Genomic DNA, 16,913 nt, shown 5'->3' on the forward strand with positions numbered 1-16,913 from the left:
GCGACCCACACACCGCCCGCGCGGTGGTGGCCCCCGCCCCCACACCCTCTCTGAGTGTGTCGGTGGGGGGGTGCCCACCACACCCCCCCCCCCCGTAGTGCACGGCCAGGTCCTGCGGGGGAGTGACCGCCGCGTGGTCGGTGAACTCCCGCAGCTGCGGGGCGGCTTCGCGCAGCAGCGGCAGCCGCGCGCGGAAGTCGTCGTCGGGGTAGGTCAGGCAGAGCGCGGCGGCCTGGTAGAGCACCTCGAAGGAGGGCATCAGGACTCCTCGGCGTCGGCTGTGGGGGCTGTGTCGGCCGCTACGGCCGGGTCGTCCGCGGTTTGCCGTCTGCGCAGGGCGTGGAAGTTCTCCACCGTCACCAGCGGCAGCAGCTTGCGGCCCGAGTCCTGGCCGAAGGGGCCGTTCCCGCCCATCCCGGGACCGCCCTCGAAGTCGAGGCTGCACCCCTGCGGGAGCGCCGACTCCTCCAGGCGCCGGGCGTCCCCGACGGCCGCCGTCGGAATCACGTACCGGTCCTCGTACTTGGCGATCGCCAGCAGCCGGTACATCTCCTCGATCTCGAACCGCCCCATGCCCACGGCGGACGCCGTCGACGGGTCCGGCTCCTCACCGAGGTTGATCGCCCGCATGTGGGAGCGCATCGCGGCGAGCTTCTCCAGCGAGGACCGGACCGGGCCGACGTCACCGGCCGTGAACAGCTCCGCCAGGTACTCCAGCGGAATGCGCAGCGTGTCGATCGCGCCGAACAGATTGTCCGCGTCCTCCCCGTCGTGCCCGGTCTCCGTCAGCGCGTCCACCACCGGGGAGAGCGGCGGGATGTACCAGACCATCGGCATCGTCCGGTACTCCGGATGCAGCGGCAGCGCCACCCGGTACTTGCTGATCAGCGCGTGCACGGGTGAGCGGCGGGCCGCCTCCAGCCAGTCGTGCGGGATCCCAGCCTCCTCGCAGGCCCGCCGCACCCCGGAGTCGTCGGGATCCAGGAAGACGTCCAACTGGGCCTCGTACAGATCCTGTTCACGAGGGACCGAGGCGGCGGCGGTCACCTTGTCGGCGTCGTAGAGCACGACCCCCAGATAGCGCAGCCGGCCCACGCAGGTCTCCGAGCAGACCGTCGGCAGTCCGACCTCGATGCGCGGATAGCACAGGGTGCACTTCTCGGCCTTGCCGGTGCGGTGGTTGAAGTACACCTTCTTGTACGGGCATCCCGTCACGCACATCCGCCAGCCCCGGCACCGGTCCTGGTCGACCAGGACGATGCCGTCCTCCGCCCGCTTGTACATCGCCCCCGACGGGCACGACGCCACACAGGACGGGTTGAGGCAGTGCTCGCAGATGCGCGGCAGATAGAACATGAAGGTCTGCTCGAACTCGAACCGCACCTTGTCCGAGGCCTGTCTGCGCGCCCGCTCCACCATGGGGTCGAGGTCGCCGTGGGCGGGTGCGCCGGCGAGGTTGTCGTCCCAGTTCGACGACCACTCGATCTTCATCGGTTTGCCGTCGAGCTGCGAGACCGGCCGGGCCACCGGGTAGTCGTCGCCGAGCGGGGCGTCGGTGAGGTTCTTGTAGTCGTACGTCCAGGGCTCGTAGTAGTCCTTGATCTCCGGGAGTTCGGGGTTGGAGAAGATCCCGGCGAGCTTGCGGAACCGGCCGCCGGCCTTGAGCTTCAGCGCGCCGCGCCGGTTCAGCTCCCAGCCGCCGCGCCAGCGCTCCTGGTCCTCGTAGCGGCGTGGATAGCCCTGGCCGGGGCGGGTCTCGACGTTGTTGAACCAGACGTACTCCATGCCCTGCCGGTTGGTCCACGCCTGTTTGCAGGTGACCGAGCAGGTGTGGCAGCCGATGCATTTGTCGAGGTTCATGACCATCGCTATCTGGGCCATCGGGCGCATCAGTACTCGACCTCCTGGCTGCGGCGGCGGATCACCGTCACCTCGTCGCGCTGGTTGCCTGTCGGGCCCAGGTAGTTGAACGCCCAGGACAACTGGGCGTAGCCGCCGACGAGATGGGACGGCTTGAGGATGAGCCGGGTGAGCGAGTTGTGGATGCCGCCGCGCTTCCCGGTCCTCTCCGTCTTCGGGACGGCGATCGTGCGTTCCTGCGCGTGGTGCATGTAGACGGTGCCGGGCGGCATCCGGTGCGAGACGACGGCCCGCGCGACGACCACGCCGTTGCGGTTGACCGCCTCGATCCAGTCGTTGTCCACGATGCCTATCGCGTCCGCGTCCTGCGGGGACATCCAGATGTTCTGGCCGCCGCGGGAGAGGGCCAGCATGAACAGGTTGTCCTGGTACTCGGAGTGGATGGACCACTTGTTGTGCGGGGTGAGGTAGCGGACCGTCACCTCACGCTGCCCGTCCGGGCCGAGCCGCGGTTCGCCGAACAGCTTGTTCATGTCCAGCGGCGGCCGGTAGACGGGGAGGGCCTCGCCGAGCTCGTGGATCCAGTCGTGGTCGAGGAAGAAGTGCTGGCGGCCGGTGAGGGTGTGCCAGGGCTTGAGATGCTCGGTGTTGAGGATGAAGGCGGTGTAGCGCCGCCCGCCCGTCTCGCTGCCCGACCACTCCGGTGAGGTGATCACCGGCACCGGCGCGGCCTGTGTGTCCGCGTACGTGACCCGCTTGCCCTCGTGCTCGGCCGCCAGGTGCGCCATCTCCTGCCCGGTGCGGGCCTGAAGGGTGCGGAAGCCCTGGGTGGCGAGGCGGCCGTTGGTCGTGCCGGACAGGGCGAGGATGGTGTTCGCGGCCTTCACGGCCGTGTCGAGCAAGGGGCGGCCGTCGGCCGTCACACCGTTGAGGTGCCTGAGGTCCTCCACCTCCTGGTCCGGCTTCAGCGTGATGCCCTTGGCGGGCAGGCCGAGCTGCTCCACCAGCGGGCCCAGCGCCGAGAACTTGGCGCCGATCGCGGTGTAGTCCCGCTCCACGACGGTCAGGTTCGGCATGGTCCGGCCCGGCACCGCGGCGCACTCCCCGCGCCGCCAGTCCAGGACGACCCCGCCCGGCTGGGCGAGCTCGCCCGGGGTGTCGTGCTGCAGCGGGGTCGCCACCAGGTCCTTGCGCACGCCGAGATGGTCGACGGCGAGTTCGCTGAGCCGCTCGGCCAGCGCCTTGAAGGTGTCGAAGTCGGTGCGTGCCTGCCACGGCGGATCCACGGCCGGGGTGAAGGAGTGGACGTAGGGGTGCATGTCCGTGCTGGACAGGTCGTGCTTCTCGTACCAGGTCGCGGCGGGCAGGACGACGTCCGACAGCAGAGTGGACGACGTCTGCCGGAAGTCCAGCGACAGCAGCAGGTCGAGCTTGCCCTCGGGCGCCTCGTCGTGCCAGGTCACCTCCTGCGGTCGTACGTCCTCGGGCGCCTCCTCGGCCTGGAGCGAGGAGTGCGTGCCCAGCAGATGCCGGGTGAAGTACTCCGCGCCCTTCGCCGACGAGCCCAGCAGATTGGCCCGCCACAGCGTCAGCACCCGCGGCCAGTTCTCCGGCGCGTCCGGGTCCTCGCAGGCGAACTTCAGGGTCCCGACGCGCAGTTCGGCCACCGTCCTGGCCACCGGGTCGCCGAACACCTCGCCCAGCTCCAGCGGATTGCGGTCGAAGGTCGGATACGACGGCATCCACCCCGCACGCGCCGACAGCGCGAGACAGTCCGCGCCCGTCATCCCCCGGAACCGGCCCGCACCCAGCGGCGAGGCCAGCACGTCGGCCGTGAAGCGGTCGTAGCGCCACTGGTCGGTGTTGAGGAACCAGTACGCCGTGCCGATCATCTGGCGCGGCGGCCGCGACCAGTCCGACGCCGCCGCGAGCGTCGCCCAGCCGGTCACCGGACGGCACTTCTCCTGCCCCACGTAGTGCGCCCAGCCGCCGCCGTTGCGGCCCTGGCAGCCGGTGAGCTGGAGCAGGGCGAGGAAGGAGCGGTAGATCGTCTCGGAGTGGAACCAGTGATTGGTGCCGGCGCCCATCAGGATCATGCAGCGGCCCTTGGACCGCTCCGCCGTCCGCGCGAACTCCCGGGCGATGCTTGCGCACTTGGCCGCCGGGACGGAGGTGTGCACCTCCTGCCAGGCAGGGGTGCCGGGCGCGTCGGCGTCGTCGTACGACACCGGCCAGCGGCCCGGCAGCCCGGGCCGTGCCACCCCGTACTGCGCGAGCAGCAGGTCGAAGACCGTCGTCACCAGCGGGCCCTGCGCACCGCCCAGCTTCGTCGCCGGGACACCACGGCGTATGACGTCCCCGCGTCCCTGCCCGTGTGCCCCGCCCTCCGTGTCGAACCGGGGCAGCAGCACCTCGACACCGGCGGCGACCTCGGTGCCGTACAGGCTCAACTGCGGGCGTATGTCGCCGAGTTCGAGGTTCCACTTGCCCTTTCCCGACTCGGTCCAGCGGAAGCCGAGGGAGCCGTTCGGGGCGAGCGCGCGGCCCGTCGCCTCGTCCAGGACGACGGTCTTCCACTCGGCGCCCTCGCCCTCCTGGCCCAGGTCCGAGGCGCGCAGGAACTTCGCCGGGACATGGGCGCCGTCCCGTTCCTCCAGGGTGACCAGGAAGGGCAGGTCCGTGAACCGGCGGACGTAGTCGGAGAAGAACGGGGTCTCCCGGTCGACGAAGAACTCCTTGAGGACGACGTGGCCCATGGCGAGGGCCAGGGCGCCGTCCGTGCCGGGGTGCGGGTGGAGCCACTCGTCGGCGAACTTGGCGTTGTCGGCGTAGTCGGGGGCGACGACCACGACCTTCTGGCCCCGGTAGCGGGCCTCCGCCATCCAGTGCGCGTCCGGCGTGCGGGTCACGGGGACGTTCGAGCCCCACATCATCAGATACGCCGCGTCCCACCAGTCGCCCGACTCCGGTACGTCGGTCTGGTCGCCGAAGACCTGCGGGGAGGCCACGGGCAGGTCGGCGTACCAGTCGTAGAACGACAGCATCGGGGCGCCGATCAGGGAGTGGAAGCGGGCGCCCGCCGCGTGCGACACCATCGACACCGCGGGGATCGGGGAGAAACCGGCTATGCGGTCGGGGCCGTACGTCTTGATGGTGTGGACGTGGGCCGCGGCGACCAGCTCGACCGCCTCGTCCCAACTCGCCCGCACCAGACCGCCCTTGCCGCGGGCCCGCTGGTAGCGGCGGCGTCGCTCGGGGTCGCCCTGGACGTCCGCCCAGGCCAGCACCGGGTCACCCAGGCGTTCCTTCGCCTCGCGGTACATCTGCAGGAGCACACCGCGCACGTACGGGTAGCGGACCCGGGTGGGGGAGTAGGTGTACCAGGAGAAGGCGGCGCCGCGCGGGCAGCCACGGGGCTCGTACTCCGGGCGGTCCGGGCCGACCGACGGGTAGTCCGTCTGCTGGGTCTCCCAGGTGATGATGCCGTCCTTGACGTACACCTTCCAGCGGCAGGAGCCGGTGCAGTTCACGCCGTGCGTGGAGTTCACGACCTTGTCGTGGCTCCAGCGGTCCCGGTAGAAGGCGTCCGCCTCCCGCCCGCCGGTCAGCTCCACGCTGTGCAGATCGGACGCGGGCGTGCCGGACCGGAAGAACCTGCCGGCCTTCAGCGGCACCGCACCCGGCTCGGCGGGCGGCGTGGGCGGCTCGTCGGGCTGGGTGGGCGGTGTCTCCGTGTCGGTCACAGACGCTCCCTTGCTTGCCCTGGTCCTGAACCTAGGGCGGGGCAGGGGAGCGCACCCGTTCACGGGGACCGTACGGGTCACCGGCGCACGGCAGGCGTCGGGTCAGGGCTTGCGGGCGACCCCCGCGTACACCGGCACGATGCCCTCCGCCTGGGCCGCCACGTCCTCCGGCTCCGGGCGCCAGCCGTAGACGGGGATGACGCCGGGGCCGAGCAGCTCCAGACCGTCGAAGAAGCGGGAGAACTCGGCGAGCGACCGGGGGTGGAACGGCGTGCCGCTGCGCCGGAACTGGTCGGCCGCCTTCTCGATGGCCTCCGGGCTGAGGTCCGGGGTGACCTGGGAGAGGATCAGGTAGCTGCCCGGGGCGAGCGCGTCGACGTACCTCCGGAGCAGGCCGTACACGTCGTCGCCGGCCGGGTCGTCGCCCAGGTAGTGGGTGAGCGCGACCAGCGACAGCGCGACCGGCTCGGTGAGGTCCAGGGACTCGCCCGCCCGGCCCAGCAGGGCGTCGATGTCACGGACGTCGGCGTGCGCGTAGTCGGTGCCGCCCTCGGCGGTGCCGTGCAGCAGGGCCTCCGCGTGCCGCAGCACGATCGGGTCGTTGTCCGCGTACACGACCTTGCACTCGGGCGCGACGCCCTGCGCCACCTGGTGCAGATTGGGCTCGGTGGGGATGCCGGTGCCGATGTCCAGGAACTGGCGTATCCCGGCCTCGGCGGCGGTGCGTACGGCCCGGTGCATGAACCGGCGGTTGGCGCGCGCCCCGCGCAGCACCGTGCCGTCCACGGCGAGGATCCTGCGGGCCAGCTCCTCGTCCACCGGGTAGTTGTCCTTGCCGCCCAGCCACCAGTCGTAGACGCGGGCCGGGTGCGGCCGGCTGGTGTCGAGGCGGGCGGGCACGGACTCGGAACCGGTCATGCGGTGTGTTCTCCTCGGATTCGACAGCTTGCCTGGTCCTGGCACTGCGAACTGCTCGGCATCAGAACTGCTCTGCATCAGAACTTCTCGCGGAGCTCCCCCAGGATCTCCTTCGTGCGCTCGGCCGACGCGGCCGCCGTCGACATGTGGTCCAGCACCTCCAGATGCGCGGCGACCTCCTTGCGGGAGTCCAGGTACAGGGCGCCGGTGAGGTACTCGGTGTAGACCATGTCGGGCAGCTCGGGCTCGGCGAAGCGGAACAGGGCGAAGGGCGCGTACGTCCCCGGATGCGGGCCGGCGGAGAACTCGGCGATCTGCAGCGTGACGCGGTCGCGCCCGGCGAACTCCAGCAGCTTGTCCAACTGGTCGCGCATCACCTCGGCCCGGCCGCTCACCGGGCGCCGCAGCACCGTCTCGTCCATGATCACCCACAGATGGGGCGGGTCGGGGCGCTCCAGCAGCCGCTGCCGCTCCATGCGCAGCGACACATGCCGCTCGATGGTCTCCGGCCCCGCCTGCCCGATCGTCCCCGCCTCCATCACGGCACGCGCGTAGTCCTCGGTCTGCAGCAGGCCGGGCACGAAGTGCGGCTCGTAGGAGCGGATGATGCGGGCGGCGCCCTCCAGGCTGACGTACAGACTGAACCAGTCCGGCAGCACGTCGTGGAACCGCTGCCACCAGCCCGGCTGGTTGGCCTCCTCGGCCAGCGCGACGAACGCCGCCGTGTCGGCCTCGGGTACGCCGTAGGTCTCCAGCAGCACCTGCACGTACGGGATCTTCAGGGCGACCTCGGCCGTCTCCATACGGCGTACGGTCGCCGCGGCCACGCGCAGGACGCGTGCGGCCTCGTCACGGCCCAGGCCGGCCGCCTCCCGCAGTTCCTGCAGGCGCTTTCCCAGCACCACCTGGCCGACGGTGGGCGCGGGTCGCCGCTCACTCACGCCACGCCTCCCCTACGCGCCGAAAGTACGCGGAGCAGTGTGTCATGTTCCGGTTACGGACTCACAGGGCCTGCGGTGAGACGCTCGTTACGAGGAGGGCGACGTTACGGGGGGGGCGTTGCCATTACCCGGCAGGTAATCGACCTCCCCGCCCGTCCGCGAGAGCGTTGAGGCACCGGGTTCCGGGGCGGCGCACTCCGTACCGGGGCCCGGGGTCCCACCACCGCAATCCGACCTTCGACGGAGGGTGATCCGCCATGTCCGCCACCTCGCTCGCCGCGCTCGCCCGGACCTCCGACCCGCAGACCGTACTGCGCCGTTTCCTGGCCCTGGACGCCGTGGTGACCGGGGCGAACGGGCTCGCCTACCTCGCCGTCCCCGGTCCGCTGGGGCGTCTCCTCGGTGTCGACTCGACGCTGCTGCTCGTGCTCGGCGCCTTCCTCACCCTGTATGCGGCCGCCGTCGGCCTCCTCGCCTCCCGGGCCCGCCCCGCCGCCCTCCCCGTGCGCGCCGTGATCGAGGCCAACCTCGGCTGGACCGCGCTGAGTGTCGTCGCCCTCGCGGTGTGGCTGTCGCCGACTACCGCGGGCGCGGTGTGGACCGTGCTGCAGGCGCTCACCGTCGCCGGGTTCGCCGGGTTGCAGTACGCGGCGCTGAAGGCACGTCAGGGCAGCTGGGACAGTCAGGACATCAGCGACTGAAGGTACTTGACCGTCGCCGGGTCGGCCGGGAGCAGCGTCTCGATGGCCAGCTCGGCGACGGTCACGTCCATCGGTGTGTTGAACGTGGAGATGGAGGAGATGAAGGACAGGACGCGGCCCTCATGCTCGATCTGCATCGGCAGCGCGAAGTACGGGACGGCGACGGCCGGTTCCGCATCGGTGCCGGGCGGCTCCTCCTCCGGCACCGGATACGCCGCCACCTCCTCGTACAGCCGCCGCAGCGGCTCGGAGCGGCGCAGCGCGATCTGCCGGTCCATCTGGGCGAGCAGATGCCCGCGCCACTCCCGCAGGTTGCGGATGCGCGGCGCGAGGCCCTCCGGGTGCAGGGTCAGGCGCATCGCGTTCAGCGGGGCCTTCAGGAGGTGCTCGGGGATGCCGTCGAGGAGCATCAGGATGCCGCGGTTGGCCGCGTGCACGTTGTACATGGCGTCCACGACGAGCGCCGGGTAGGGCTCGTAGCCCTGGATCAGCTGCTCCATGCCCGCCCGCAGCGCGTCCAGCGCCGGGTCGTCCAGCGGGGTCTCCGGGTAGTGCGGGGCGTAGCCGGCGGCCAGCAGCAGCGCGTTACGCTCGCGCACCGGCACCTCCAGGTGCTCGGCCAGCCGCAGCACCATCTCCTCACTCGGCCGTGAACGGCCCGTCTCGATGAAGCTGATGTGCCGCGCCGAGGAGTCGGCCCGCAGCGCCAACTCCAGCTGACTGACCCGCCGTTGCTCCCGCCAGGCCCGCAGCAGGGGGCCCACGCCCTGGTCGGCGGGGGTGGGCGCGGGCAGGGTGCTGCCGGACGGAGCAGTGGTCATGCGTACGACCGTAGCCGAGGAGCACGCCGAACGAACGAGCCGTTGAGCTCGTGCCGGGCGGGCGAGGCCGTGTACCGCCGTGTGTGCCAGGCGGGCGGGGCCCCGCCCGGCCGCGGATCGCCGCGCTCGCCGATGACCCGGCGGCCGAAGGTGTCCGCCGCCGACCAGCGGGGAACCCGTCTGACCAGGACCGCCGCGCCTCGGCTGTGGCAGGCTGAAGGCGAACCCTCCCGGGGACGGAACCCTCCCGTGCAGGAAGGAGCGAGGCCATGCCCCTCGAACCGCTGTCGCAGAAGGAGATCGAGGACCGGCTCGCCGAGCTGCCGGGCTGGTCGCAGGACGGCGACCGCATCGCCCGCTCCTACCGGCTCCCCTCGCACTTCGCGGCCACTGCGATGGTCGTGCACATCGCCCAGGTCCAGGAGGAGCTCGACCACCACTCCGACCTCACGCTCGGCTACAACACGGTGTCCCTCACGGTGAACACCCACACCGTGAGCGCCGTGACCGAGCGGGACTTCAAGCTCGCCCGCAGGATCGAGGACCTCGCCGCCGGGCACGGGGCGCACTGACGCGTGCTCGACTACGACAAGGAAGCGGAGCGCTACGACGCCTCACGCGGCGGCGAGCCCAGGGCGGCGGCCGCGGCGGACGCGGTCCTCGGACTGCTCCCGGCCGCCACCCGCCGCCTGCTGGACGTCGCGTGCGGCACCGGCATCGTGACGCGGCGCCTCGCCGCCGGACGGCACGGCATGCATGTGACCGGGGTCGACCTCGCGCACAACATGGCCCGGCAGGCCGCCGCCCGCATGCCCGGCACCGTCGTGCTCGCCGACAGCCGCCGGCTGCCCTTCGGTGACGGCCGGTTCGACGCCGTGAGCAGCGTGTGGCTGCTGCACCTCGCCCGGACCGACGACGACGTACGGAGCACCGTCGCCGAGTGCGCCCGGATGCTGCGGCCCGGCGGGATCTACGTCACCACGGTCGACAAGGCCGCCGCGCACAACGTGGGCAGCGACATCGACGCCGTCCTGGCCTCCCGCCCGCGCCGCCCGGCCCGGGACCAGGCGGCGCTCGTCGAGTCGTACGCCCTCGACCACGGCCTGATCCCGGCCGGGAAGGCCCGCTTCACGGGCCGCGGTCAGGGCCGCAGCCCCCGCCGCACGGTCGCCGACCTGCGCCGGGGCTGGTTCGTCACCCTGCCGCCCGGTGACCCGCTCGCCGACGGGTTCGCGGCCCGGCTGGCGCGGCTCCCGGACCAGGACCGGCCCCGGCCCGACCCGGTCTTCAGTCTTCGGGCGTTCCGGAAGCCCGGCTGAACTCCATGATCCAGTTGGTGAGCCAGGTCCGCCCCTCGTCCAGGGAGAACGCCTGCTCCCAGCGGGCCGACTCCGCGCAGACCCCGGACCACACGAAGCGCACCCGCACGTCCTTCCCGTCGTACGTGTCGTCGCCGTAGAACTCCCCGCGGCCTCCGTCGAACCGGCCGAAGACCGGCGGGAACAGCGTTCCGCTGACGCTGGAGGCCCAGTTCAGCGACCACTGCCCGGACTCCCGGTCGAAGAGCCGCAGGGTCGCCCCCTTCGCCGAGAGCCGCGGCATGTCGATCTCGTCGAGGTTCGCGGCCCCGTCGAACAGCGGCCAGCAGCGGCTGGTCCCCGCGAACTCCTCCCAGTCGCTGTCCGGGTCGAGGAAGGCGGTGCGGCGGCGGCGGTGGCGGACCTCCCAGTCGCCGTGGAAGAAGTCGAAGTCGTTCGGGCTGCTCATGCGCGGTCTCCAGTGGTTCCTTCGGGCAGGGAGTCGGCCAAGTAGGCCGTCAGGTCCGGGACTTCGGGCGTCAGGATGTGCCGCACCCAGGCGTCCCGTTCGTGCTGGATCGGCGGGAGTTCATAGACACAGCCGATCCACGGCAGGTCGGGCTTGATGAAATGGGTGGGGTCGTTGTCCGGGCAGCCCAGCACCGGCTGCCCCGCCGAGGCGAACTTGAAGTGCAGGACGTTGTCCCACACCCAGCTGTAGACGTTCAGATACGCGCCGTCGTCGCCGCCGCGGTGCAGGACCACGAACGTCGCCGGGGGCGTGCCGTCCGGCTCGGGCAGCAGTTCCGGCAGGATCGCGTACGCCGCCTTCTCCACCTCGGGTGCGATGCCCGCCGGGTCGGTGGTGACGTGGTAGCGCTTGACATGCCGCCCGGCCACCTCGATGGGCGGCGGCACGGTCAGCAGTTTCTCCGTGAAGACCATGCCGCGACGCTAGAACCGGTTCACTGACACCATGTGTCAGTGAAGTCCAGCCGACTCGTCTCCATCCTGCTGCTGCTCCAGACCCGCGGCCGGCTGACCGCCGCCCAGCTCGCCGAAGAACTGGAGGTGTCGGTCCGCACGATCTACCGGGACGTGGAAGCGCTGAGCACCGCCGGGATCCCCCTCTACGGCGACGCGGGCCACGCCGGCGGCTACCGGCTCCTCGACGGCTACCGCACCCGCCTCACCGGACTCACCACCGACGAGGCCGAGGCCCTGTTCCTGGCAGGCGTACCGGGCCCGGCCGCCGAACTGGGCCTCGGCTCGGTCCTCGCCGCCGCCCAGCTCAAGGTCCGCGCGGCCCTGCCCCCGGAACTGCGCACCCACGCCGACCGCATCAGCGGCCGCTTCCACCTCGACGCCCCCGGCTGGTACGCCGACGCCGACGAGACACCCCACCTCCCGGCGGTGGCCGACGCGGTCTGGAACGGCCGTGTGCTGCGGGTCCTGTACCGGCGCTGGCGCGAGCCCACCGATGTGGAGCGCCGCCTGGAGCCGTACGGCCTGGTCCTCAAGGCGGGCCGCTGGTATGTGGTCGCGGGCCCCGGACCCCGTACGTACCGCGTGGACCAGATCCTCCAACTCACCACCACGGACGGGGAGTTCACCCGCCCCGACGACTTCGACCTGGCCGCCTACTGGGCGGCCTACCAACGCGACTTCCACGACCGGCTCCGCCCCGCCGAGGCACTGATCCGACTGGCACCGGGCGTGCGGCTCGCCGGACCCATGGGAGCCGCCGTCCGGGCCGACGGGCGCACGGACGACGACGGCTGGACCCTGGCCACCGTGCCCATCGAGTCCGTCGACCATGCCCACGGCGAGTTCCTGCGACTGGGCACGGACATCGAGGTCCTGCGACCCGCCGCTTTGCGGGACCGGATCGCGGCGACCGTGCGGGAACTGGCGAAACGGTACGGCTGAGGCTTGCCGGCCAGCGGAGGGCCGCCGGGGGACCGCCCCGGGCTGCCCTCCCGGTGCGGGCGGGGGGCCCGTGAAGGCCTGGGGGTCGGCATGGCGGGGGCCGCTCACATGGCGAACCGCAGAACGCGGCGGAAGAGGTCGAGGGCTTCGTCCGCCCAGGCCAGCAGCCCGAGGCCGGAGGTCAGGTTTCCCGGTGGGCGGGTGAGGAGGGTGTCGCGGCGGACGAGGCGTTCGAAGTCGACCAGGACGGGGTCCTGGCGTGGTGTCACCCCGTCGGGGCGGAAGAACTCCACTCCGGCCAGGCGCATCACATTGATCACTTCCTGGGCGAGGATGCCGTAGCCCACCGTGGTGGGGTGGACGCCGTCCAGGGAGAAGAGTCCGCCGTCGGTCCGGTGCGTGCCGTCGCTCGCCAGGAAACGGGTGTTGGGCAGCGGCGTCAGCGCGCGCAGGGCCGGCGGCAGGGGGTAGGGCTGCCACCAGCGCGGGCGGGCCAGCGGGTCCTCGATGTAGCGGCGGGAGCCGAGCCGGTCCAGGAGGGCCACGGTCTCCAGCAGGTACCAGTCCCTGCCCTCGCCCCGGGCGCCGCGCACCACGTCGGTGATGGCGTGGTTGTAGTGGTCGATGGCGGTGTCGATCTCCTGCGCCTGCGCTCCGGTGATGTGCGGGTCCTCGGTCGGGTCGAACGCCCGGTCGCTGATCCACGGACGGGTGTAGTACGGGAAGTAGGCCGAGCCCGGCGCGGTCTTGGTGGCGACACCGCGGGCGATCGGCGCGATGGTGACATGCGGGACGGTGCACCAGATGACATGCCGGGCCTTGATGCCGCGCACCTGGTCGGCGACCTTGCCGAGTTCGGCCCTGAAGTGTTCGGGCCGCCATACGGTGAAGCCTCCCTTGCGGTCCAGGTCGTCGTAGCCCTTGTCGCTCCAGACCACTTTCAGGTCCACCACCGAGCGCAGCGCGTTGTTGGCTCCCAGGAACACGATCAGTGTCTCGATGCCGTGCCGCGGGCGGGTGTCACCGGCTTCGTCGCCGAGGTGGGCGGCGGCGGTCAGCTGGGTCAGGGTGTCGGCCGCCGCGGGCGGGGCCGGCAGCACGCGCAGGGCGGCGCGGTCGTCGGCGTGTTCCACGATCTGGCGCAGCAGGTTGTCGCGCGGTGCGCCGATCCTTTTGGCGCACACGCTCGCGGACTTCATCAGGGCGTCCCGCAGGTCCCAGCCGAACACCGCGAGGTTGTGGTTGACGGCGGTCGTGACGGGCACGGTGTTGCCCGCCCCGACCTCCCAGTAGCGCTCGACCTCGTTCATGTGCTGGTGGGCGTACCACAGCGCGGGTGCCGACTCCCACCAGTTCACCACCTGCCCGAACCGTGCCTCCAACTCGCGCAGGAACCGCTCGATGTTGAAGGGAAGCCCGCCGAACCCGTCGTACGTCGGACGGCGGAAGTGGCCGGCCCATCCCAGCTCATGGGCGACGACGGCCGGATACGACAGATCGGTGTGGAAGATCGCCCCGCTCTGGAAGCCCTGGGTCAGCGAGTCGCCGATGGCGACCAGCCGGTGCGGGGGCCGGCCCCGCCAGGCGCTGGTGTCGACGGGGATGCCGAGCCGGGGATCGGCTTGTGGCTCTCGTGGCACGGGCTTGCGGGCTGTACTGCTCATCATGTCCCCCTGGGGCCCCGCGGGCGTCCCTCGCCGAGGGGGCCTTCAGGAGACCTGTACCGGACACGGCGCCCGGTAGGACCGGTCGAACCGTCAAACAGGTCCGAAAATACGCCCGAACCCGGCAGGTTGAGGTGGCCGGTTCGGGTCCCTTCGCCTTACCCGACCCCGTCCCCCTGTGCCGGATGCCGATGTCGACGCACCCGGCAACTTCCGTCCGCCCGGCGGCGACTGAGGGAACGGACCCCGTCCTTCCCCCCCGAGGAGGTACGTCACGTGCAGCACCCGCGCAAGCACCGCAGACGCCGGGCCGCCCTCGCCGCGGCCGTCGCCACCACCGCCCTGACCGCCGCCGGGCTCACCACCCTGAACGGGACCGGAATCGCCGCGGCCGCCACCGCACGGCAGGTCGAGGCGCTCGACCGGGGCGTGGTCAGTGTGCACACGGCCGACGGCAACCTGGTCAGCTGGCGCTGGCTGGGCACCGACCCGGACACCGTCTCCTTCAACGTCTACCGGGCCGGCACGAAGGTCAACCCGACCCCGGTCACCGGCTCCACGAACTACTTCCACTCCGGCGCGCCCGCACAGGCCGACTACACGGTCCGCGCCGTCGTGGGCGGCGTCGAGCAGGGCGACTCCGTGCACGCCGTCCAGTTCCGCACGGGGTACAAGGACGTCCCCATCAGCGCCCCGGCCGGCGGCACGACGCCCGACGGGGTGGCGTACACCTACGAGGCCAACGACGCCTCCGTCGGCGACCTCGACGGTGACGGCGCCCTCGACATCGTCCTGAAGTGGCAGCCCACCAACGCCAAGGACAACTCCCAGTCCGGCTACACCGGCAACACATTCGTCGACGGCATCAAGCTCGACGGCACCCGGCTGTGGCGCGTCGACCTGGGCCGCAACATCCGCTCAGGCGCGCACTACACGCAGTTCCAGGTGTACGACTACGACGGCGACCGCAAGGCCGAGGTCGCCATGAAGACCGCCGACGGCACGGTCGACGGGACCGGCGCGGTGATCGGCAGCTCCTCCGCCGACCACCGCAACTCCAGCGGGTACGTCCTCTCCGGCCCCGAGTACCTGACCATGTTCAACGGGCAGACCGGCAAGGCGATGGGGACGGTGGACTACGTCCCGGCCCGGGGGACCGTCTCGTCGTGGGGCGACTCCTACGGCAACCGGGTCGACCGGTTCCTCGCCGGGACCGCCTACCTGGACGGCTCCCGCCCCTCCCTGATCATGGCCCGCGGCTACTACACCCGTACCGTCATCGCCGCCTGGGACTGGCGGGGCGGCGCCTTCACGCGTCGCTGGACCTTCGACACCAACTCCTCCACCAACACCGGCAAGGGATTCGACGGGCAGGGTTCGCACAGCCTGTCCGTGGGGGACGTCGACGGTGACGGCAAGGACGAGATCGTGTACGGCGCGATGGCCGTCGACGACAACGGCAACGGCCTGTGGACCACGAAGACCGGCCATGGCGACGCCCAGCACCTCGGCGACCTCGACCCCGCGCACGCGGGCCTGGAGTACTTCAAGGTCTCGGAGTCGACCAGCCAGCCCGCCGAGTTGTACATCAACCCGGCGGGCGGCACGGTCAACTGGAAGCTCGCCGCCTGCTGCGACAACGGCCGGGGCGTGGCGGGGGACATCTACGCCGGGAACGACGGCGCCGAGATGTGGTCCGCCTCCGACGGCTCCATCCGCGACGAGGCCGGCGCCACCAAGGGCCGCGAGCCGTCCTCCGTCAACTTCTTGTCCTGGTGGGACGGCGACACCGTTCGCGAACTCCTCGACGGCACCCGTATCGACAAGTACGGCACGTCCTCCGACACCCGCCTGCTCACCGGCTCCGGTGTCTCCTCCAACAACGGCACGAAGGCCACGCCCGTGCTGTCCGGCGACATCCTCGGCGACTGGCGCGAGGAGGTCATCTGGCGCACCAGCGGCAACACGGCGCTGCGCATCTACTCCACGCCGTACGAGACGGACACGAGGATCACGACCCTGCTGCACGACACGATGTACCGCACGGGCCTGGCCTGGCAGAACACGGCATACAACCAGCCGCCGCACCCGAGCTTCTTCCTCGGCAACGGCATGCCGACGGCGCCCCGGCCGACCGTGTACACGCCCTGAGCCACAGACAGCCACAGACAGCAGCGGTCGGCGGCGGACGAAGTAATGGATTGCCGGGTTGCTTCGCGAGCCCGACTTTTTTCGATGCTCCGTACAACCATGCGAGTTCTTCACGGGTCCTTCACATGCGTACCATCGAAACCTGGGGAGAACATGTTCCACCACACCCGCATTCGCCTCGCCGCCACCGCTGCCGTCGCCGTCGCCGCGATCGGCCTGACCGCCTGTGGCTCCGGCTCCGGTGACGAGATCGTCGACAAGCCGAAGGCGAAGGCCTCCGCCAAGGCCGACAGCGGCGACGCGCAGAAGCCCGCCGCCGAGAAGAGCAGCGCCGCGCCCGAGGTCGCCAAGGTCGGCGACACGCTCGCCCTCAAGGGCATGGAGAGCGGCAGCGGACTCGACGTCACCGTCGTCAAGGTCGCCGACAATGCCAAGCCCAGCGACGAGTTCTTCGCCCCCGAGTCCGGCAACCGGTGGATCGGCGTGCAGTTCCAGCTGGTCAACACCGGCAGCAAGGTCTACTCCGACGCCCCGATGAACGGGGCGAAGATGGCCGACGACCAGGGCCAGCAGTTCGGGACGACCATCGCCGACATCGCGGCCGGTCCGTCCATGTCGTCGGACGTCCGCCTGAAGCCCGGCGCGAAGGCTCTCGGCTGGCTCGTGTTCGAGGTGCCGAAGGCGTCGAAGGTGGCCACGGTCTCCTTCGCGATGGACTCGGGCTTCGCCCAGCAGGCCGGGGAGTGGAAGCTCTAGGGCAGCTGGGGCAGTCGGGCAGTTCGGACAACCCGGGCAGCACAGAGGGCGCGTGCCCCGCGCCCGCCCCCACCGGGGCCCGGCTGCGCGCGGCCGGCGCCGTCTTCCTCGGCAAGACGACGACCCCCGAG

The 16,913-nt window shown here is 71.3% G+C and carries 14 protein-coding genes and 1 pseudogene; 6 read left to right on the top strand and 9 right to left on the bottom strand.

Annotation, left to right across the window (positions count from 1 at the left end; all coding sequences use genetic code 11):
- The 5 genes and pseudogenes from ACFWYS_RS07710 to ACFWYS_RS07730 form a co-directional block, all read right to left on the bottom strand.
- Window positions 1-259 (bottom strand): annotated as a pseudogene (locus tag ACFWYS_RS07710) (hypothetical protein); the annotation flags it as partial.
- Window positions 259-1,890, bottom strand: coding sequence for a nitrate reductase subunit beta (gene narH / locus ACFWYS_RS07715; RefSeq protein WP_384764732.1), 1,632 nt, complete (start codon window positions 1,888-1,890; stop codon window positions 259-261). The pseudogene ACFWYS_RS07710 and the gene narH, both read right to left, overlap by 1 nt.
- Window positions 1,890-5,603: a nitrate reductase subunit alpha gene (locus ACFWYS_RS07720; RefSeq protein WP_384764734.1), complete on the bottom strand. Its 3,714-nt coding sequence runs from the start codon at window positions 5,601-5,603 to the stop codon at window positions 1,890-1,892. The genes narH and ACFWYS_RS07720 overlap by 1 nt, the downstream gene beginning before the upstream one ends.
- Before the next feature lie 102 nt (window positions 5,604-5,705).
- The gene (locus ACFWYS_RS07725) at window positions 5,706-6,521 is read right to left on the bottom strand and encodes an SAM-dependent methyltransferase (RefSeq protein ID WP_384764736.1); all 816 of its coding nucleotides are present in this window, start codon (window positions 6,519-6,521) and stop codon (window positions 5,706-5,708) included.
- A 77-nt stretch (window positions 6,522-6,598) separates the two neighbouring features.
- Window positions 6,599-7,462 (bottom strand): helix-turn-helix domain-containing protein, encoded by an 864-nt coding sequence (locus ACFWYS_RS07730; protein ID WP_384764738.1) that lies wholly within the window; start codon window positions 7,460-7,462, stop codon window positions 6,599-6,601.
- A gap of 257 nt (window positions 7,463-7,719) precedes the next feature.
- Between ACFWYS_RS07730 and ACFWYS_RS07735 the strand changes: the two genes are divergently transcribed.
- Window positions 7,720-8,163, top strand: a complete 444-nt coding sequence (locus tag ACFWYS_RS07735) for a hypothetical protein (RefSeq protein WP_384764740.1) — start codon at window positions 7,720-7,722, stop codon at window positions 8,161-8,163.
- On the opposite strand, the gene ACFWYS_RS07740 is transcribed toward ACFWYS_RS07735, so the two are convergent.
- The gene (locus ACFWYS_RS07740; RefSeq protein ID WP_384764742.1) at window positions 8,145-8,984 is read right to left on the bottom strand and encodes a helix-turn-helix domain-containing protein; all 840 of its coding nucleotides are present in this window, start codon (window positions 8,982-8,984) and stop codon (window positions 8,145-8,147) included. The two genes, ACFWYS_RS07735 and ACFWYS_RS07740, sit on opposite strands and share 19 nt — an antisense overlap.
- A 269-nt stretch (window positions 8,985-9,253) precedes the next feature.
- Between ACFWYS_RS07740 and ACFWYS_RS07745 the strand changes: the two genes are divergently transcribed.
- Window positions 9,254-9,556, top strand: a complete 303-nt coding sequence (locus tag ACFWYS_RS07745; protein ID WP_384764744.1) for a 4a-hydroxytetrahydrobiopterin dehydratase — start codon at window positions 9,254-9,256, stop codon at window positions 9,554-9,556.
- 3 nt (window positions 9,557-9,559) lie between these two features.
- The gene (locus tag ACFWYS_RS07750) at window positions 9,560-10,303 is read left to right on the top strand and encodes a class I SAM-dependent methyltransferase (RefSeq protein ID WP_384764745.1); all 744 of its coding nucleotides are present in this window, start codon (window positions 9,560-9,562) and stop codon (window positions 10,301-10,303) included.
- Here ACFWYS_RS07750 and ACFWYS_RS07755 read toward each other — a convergent pair.
- Window positions 10,272-10,751 carry a hypothetical protein gene (locus tag ACFWYS_RS07755; RefSeq protein WP_384764747.1) on the bottom strand — a complete coding sequence of 160 codons (480 nt, stop codon included), beginning with the start codon at window positions 10,749-10,751 and terminating at the stop codon, window positions 10,272-10,274. The genes ACFWYS_RS07750 and ACFWYS_RS07755 overlap by 32 nt on opposite strands.
- Window positions 10,748-11,227 carry a hypothetical protein gene (locus tag ACFWYS_RS07760; protein ID WP_384764749.1) on the bottom strand — a complete coding sequence of 160 codons (480 nt, stop codon included), beginning with the start codon at window positions 11,225-11,227 and terminating at the stop codon, window positions 10,748-10,750. Before ACFWYS_RS07760 ends, ACFWYS_RS07755 begins: the two co-directional genes overlap by 4 nt.
- Before the next feature lie 39 nt (window positions 11,228-11,266).
- Here ACFWYS_RS07760 and ACFWYS_RS07765 point away from each other — a divergent pair, with 39 nt between their 5' ends.
- A complete protein-coding gene (locus ACFWYS_RS07765) occupies window positions 11,267-12,211 on the top strand; it encodes a helix-turn-helix transcriptional regulator (protein ID WP_384764750.1) in 945 nt (314 codons plus the stop codon).
- Between the two features lie 104 nt (window positions 12,212-12,315).
- Here the strand turns inward: ACFWYS_RS07765 and ACFWYS_RS07770 are convergent, their stop codons facing one another.
- Window positions 12,316-13,878 carry a hypothetical protein gene (locus ACFWYS_RS07770; RefSeq protein WP_384764752.1) on the bottom strand — a complete coding sequence of 521 codons (1,563 nt, stop codon included), beginning with the start codon at window positions 13,876-13,878 and terminating at the stop codon, window positions 12,316-12,318.
- 273 nt (window positions 13,879-14,151) lie between these two features.
- Here ACFWYS_RS07770 and ACFWYS_RS07775 point away from each other — a divergent pair, with 273 nt between their 5' ends.
- Together ACFWYS_RS07775 and ACFWYS_RS07780 are read left to right on the top strand one after the other, a co-directional pair.
- A complete protein-coding gene (locus ACFWYS_RS07775) occupies window positions 14,152-16,026 on the top strand; it encodes a rhamnogalacturonan lyase (protein ID WP_384764754.1) in 1,875 nt (624 codons plus the stop codon).
- 153 nt (window positions 16,027-16,179) lie between these two features.
- Window positions 16,180-16,782, top strand: coding sequence for a DUF4352 domain-containing protein (locus tag ACFWYS_RS07780; protein ID WP_384764756.1), 603 nt, complete (start codon window positions 16,180-16,182; stop codon window positions 16,780-16,782).
- The last annotated feature ends 131 nt before the right edge of the window (window positions 16,783-16,913 follow it).

It is taken from the genome of Streptomyces sp. NPDC059010 (assembly GCF_042740355.1).
GTDB lineage: Bacteria > Actinomycetota > Actinomycetes > Streptomycetales > Streptomycetaceae > Streptomyces.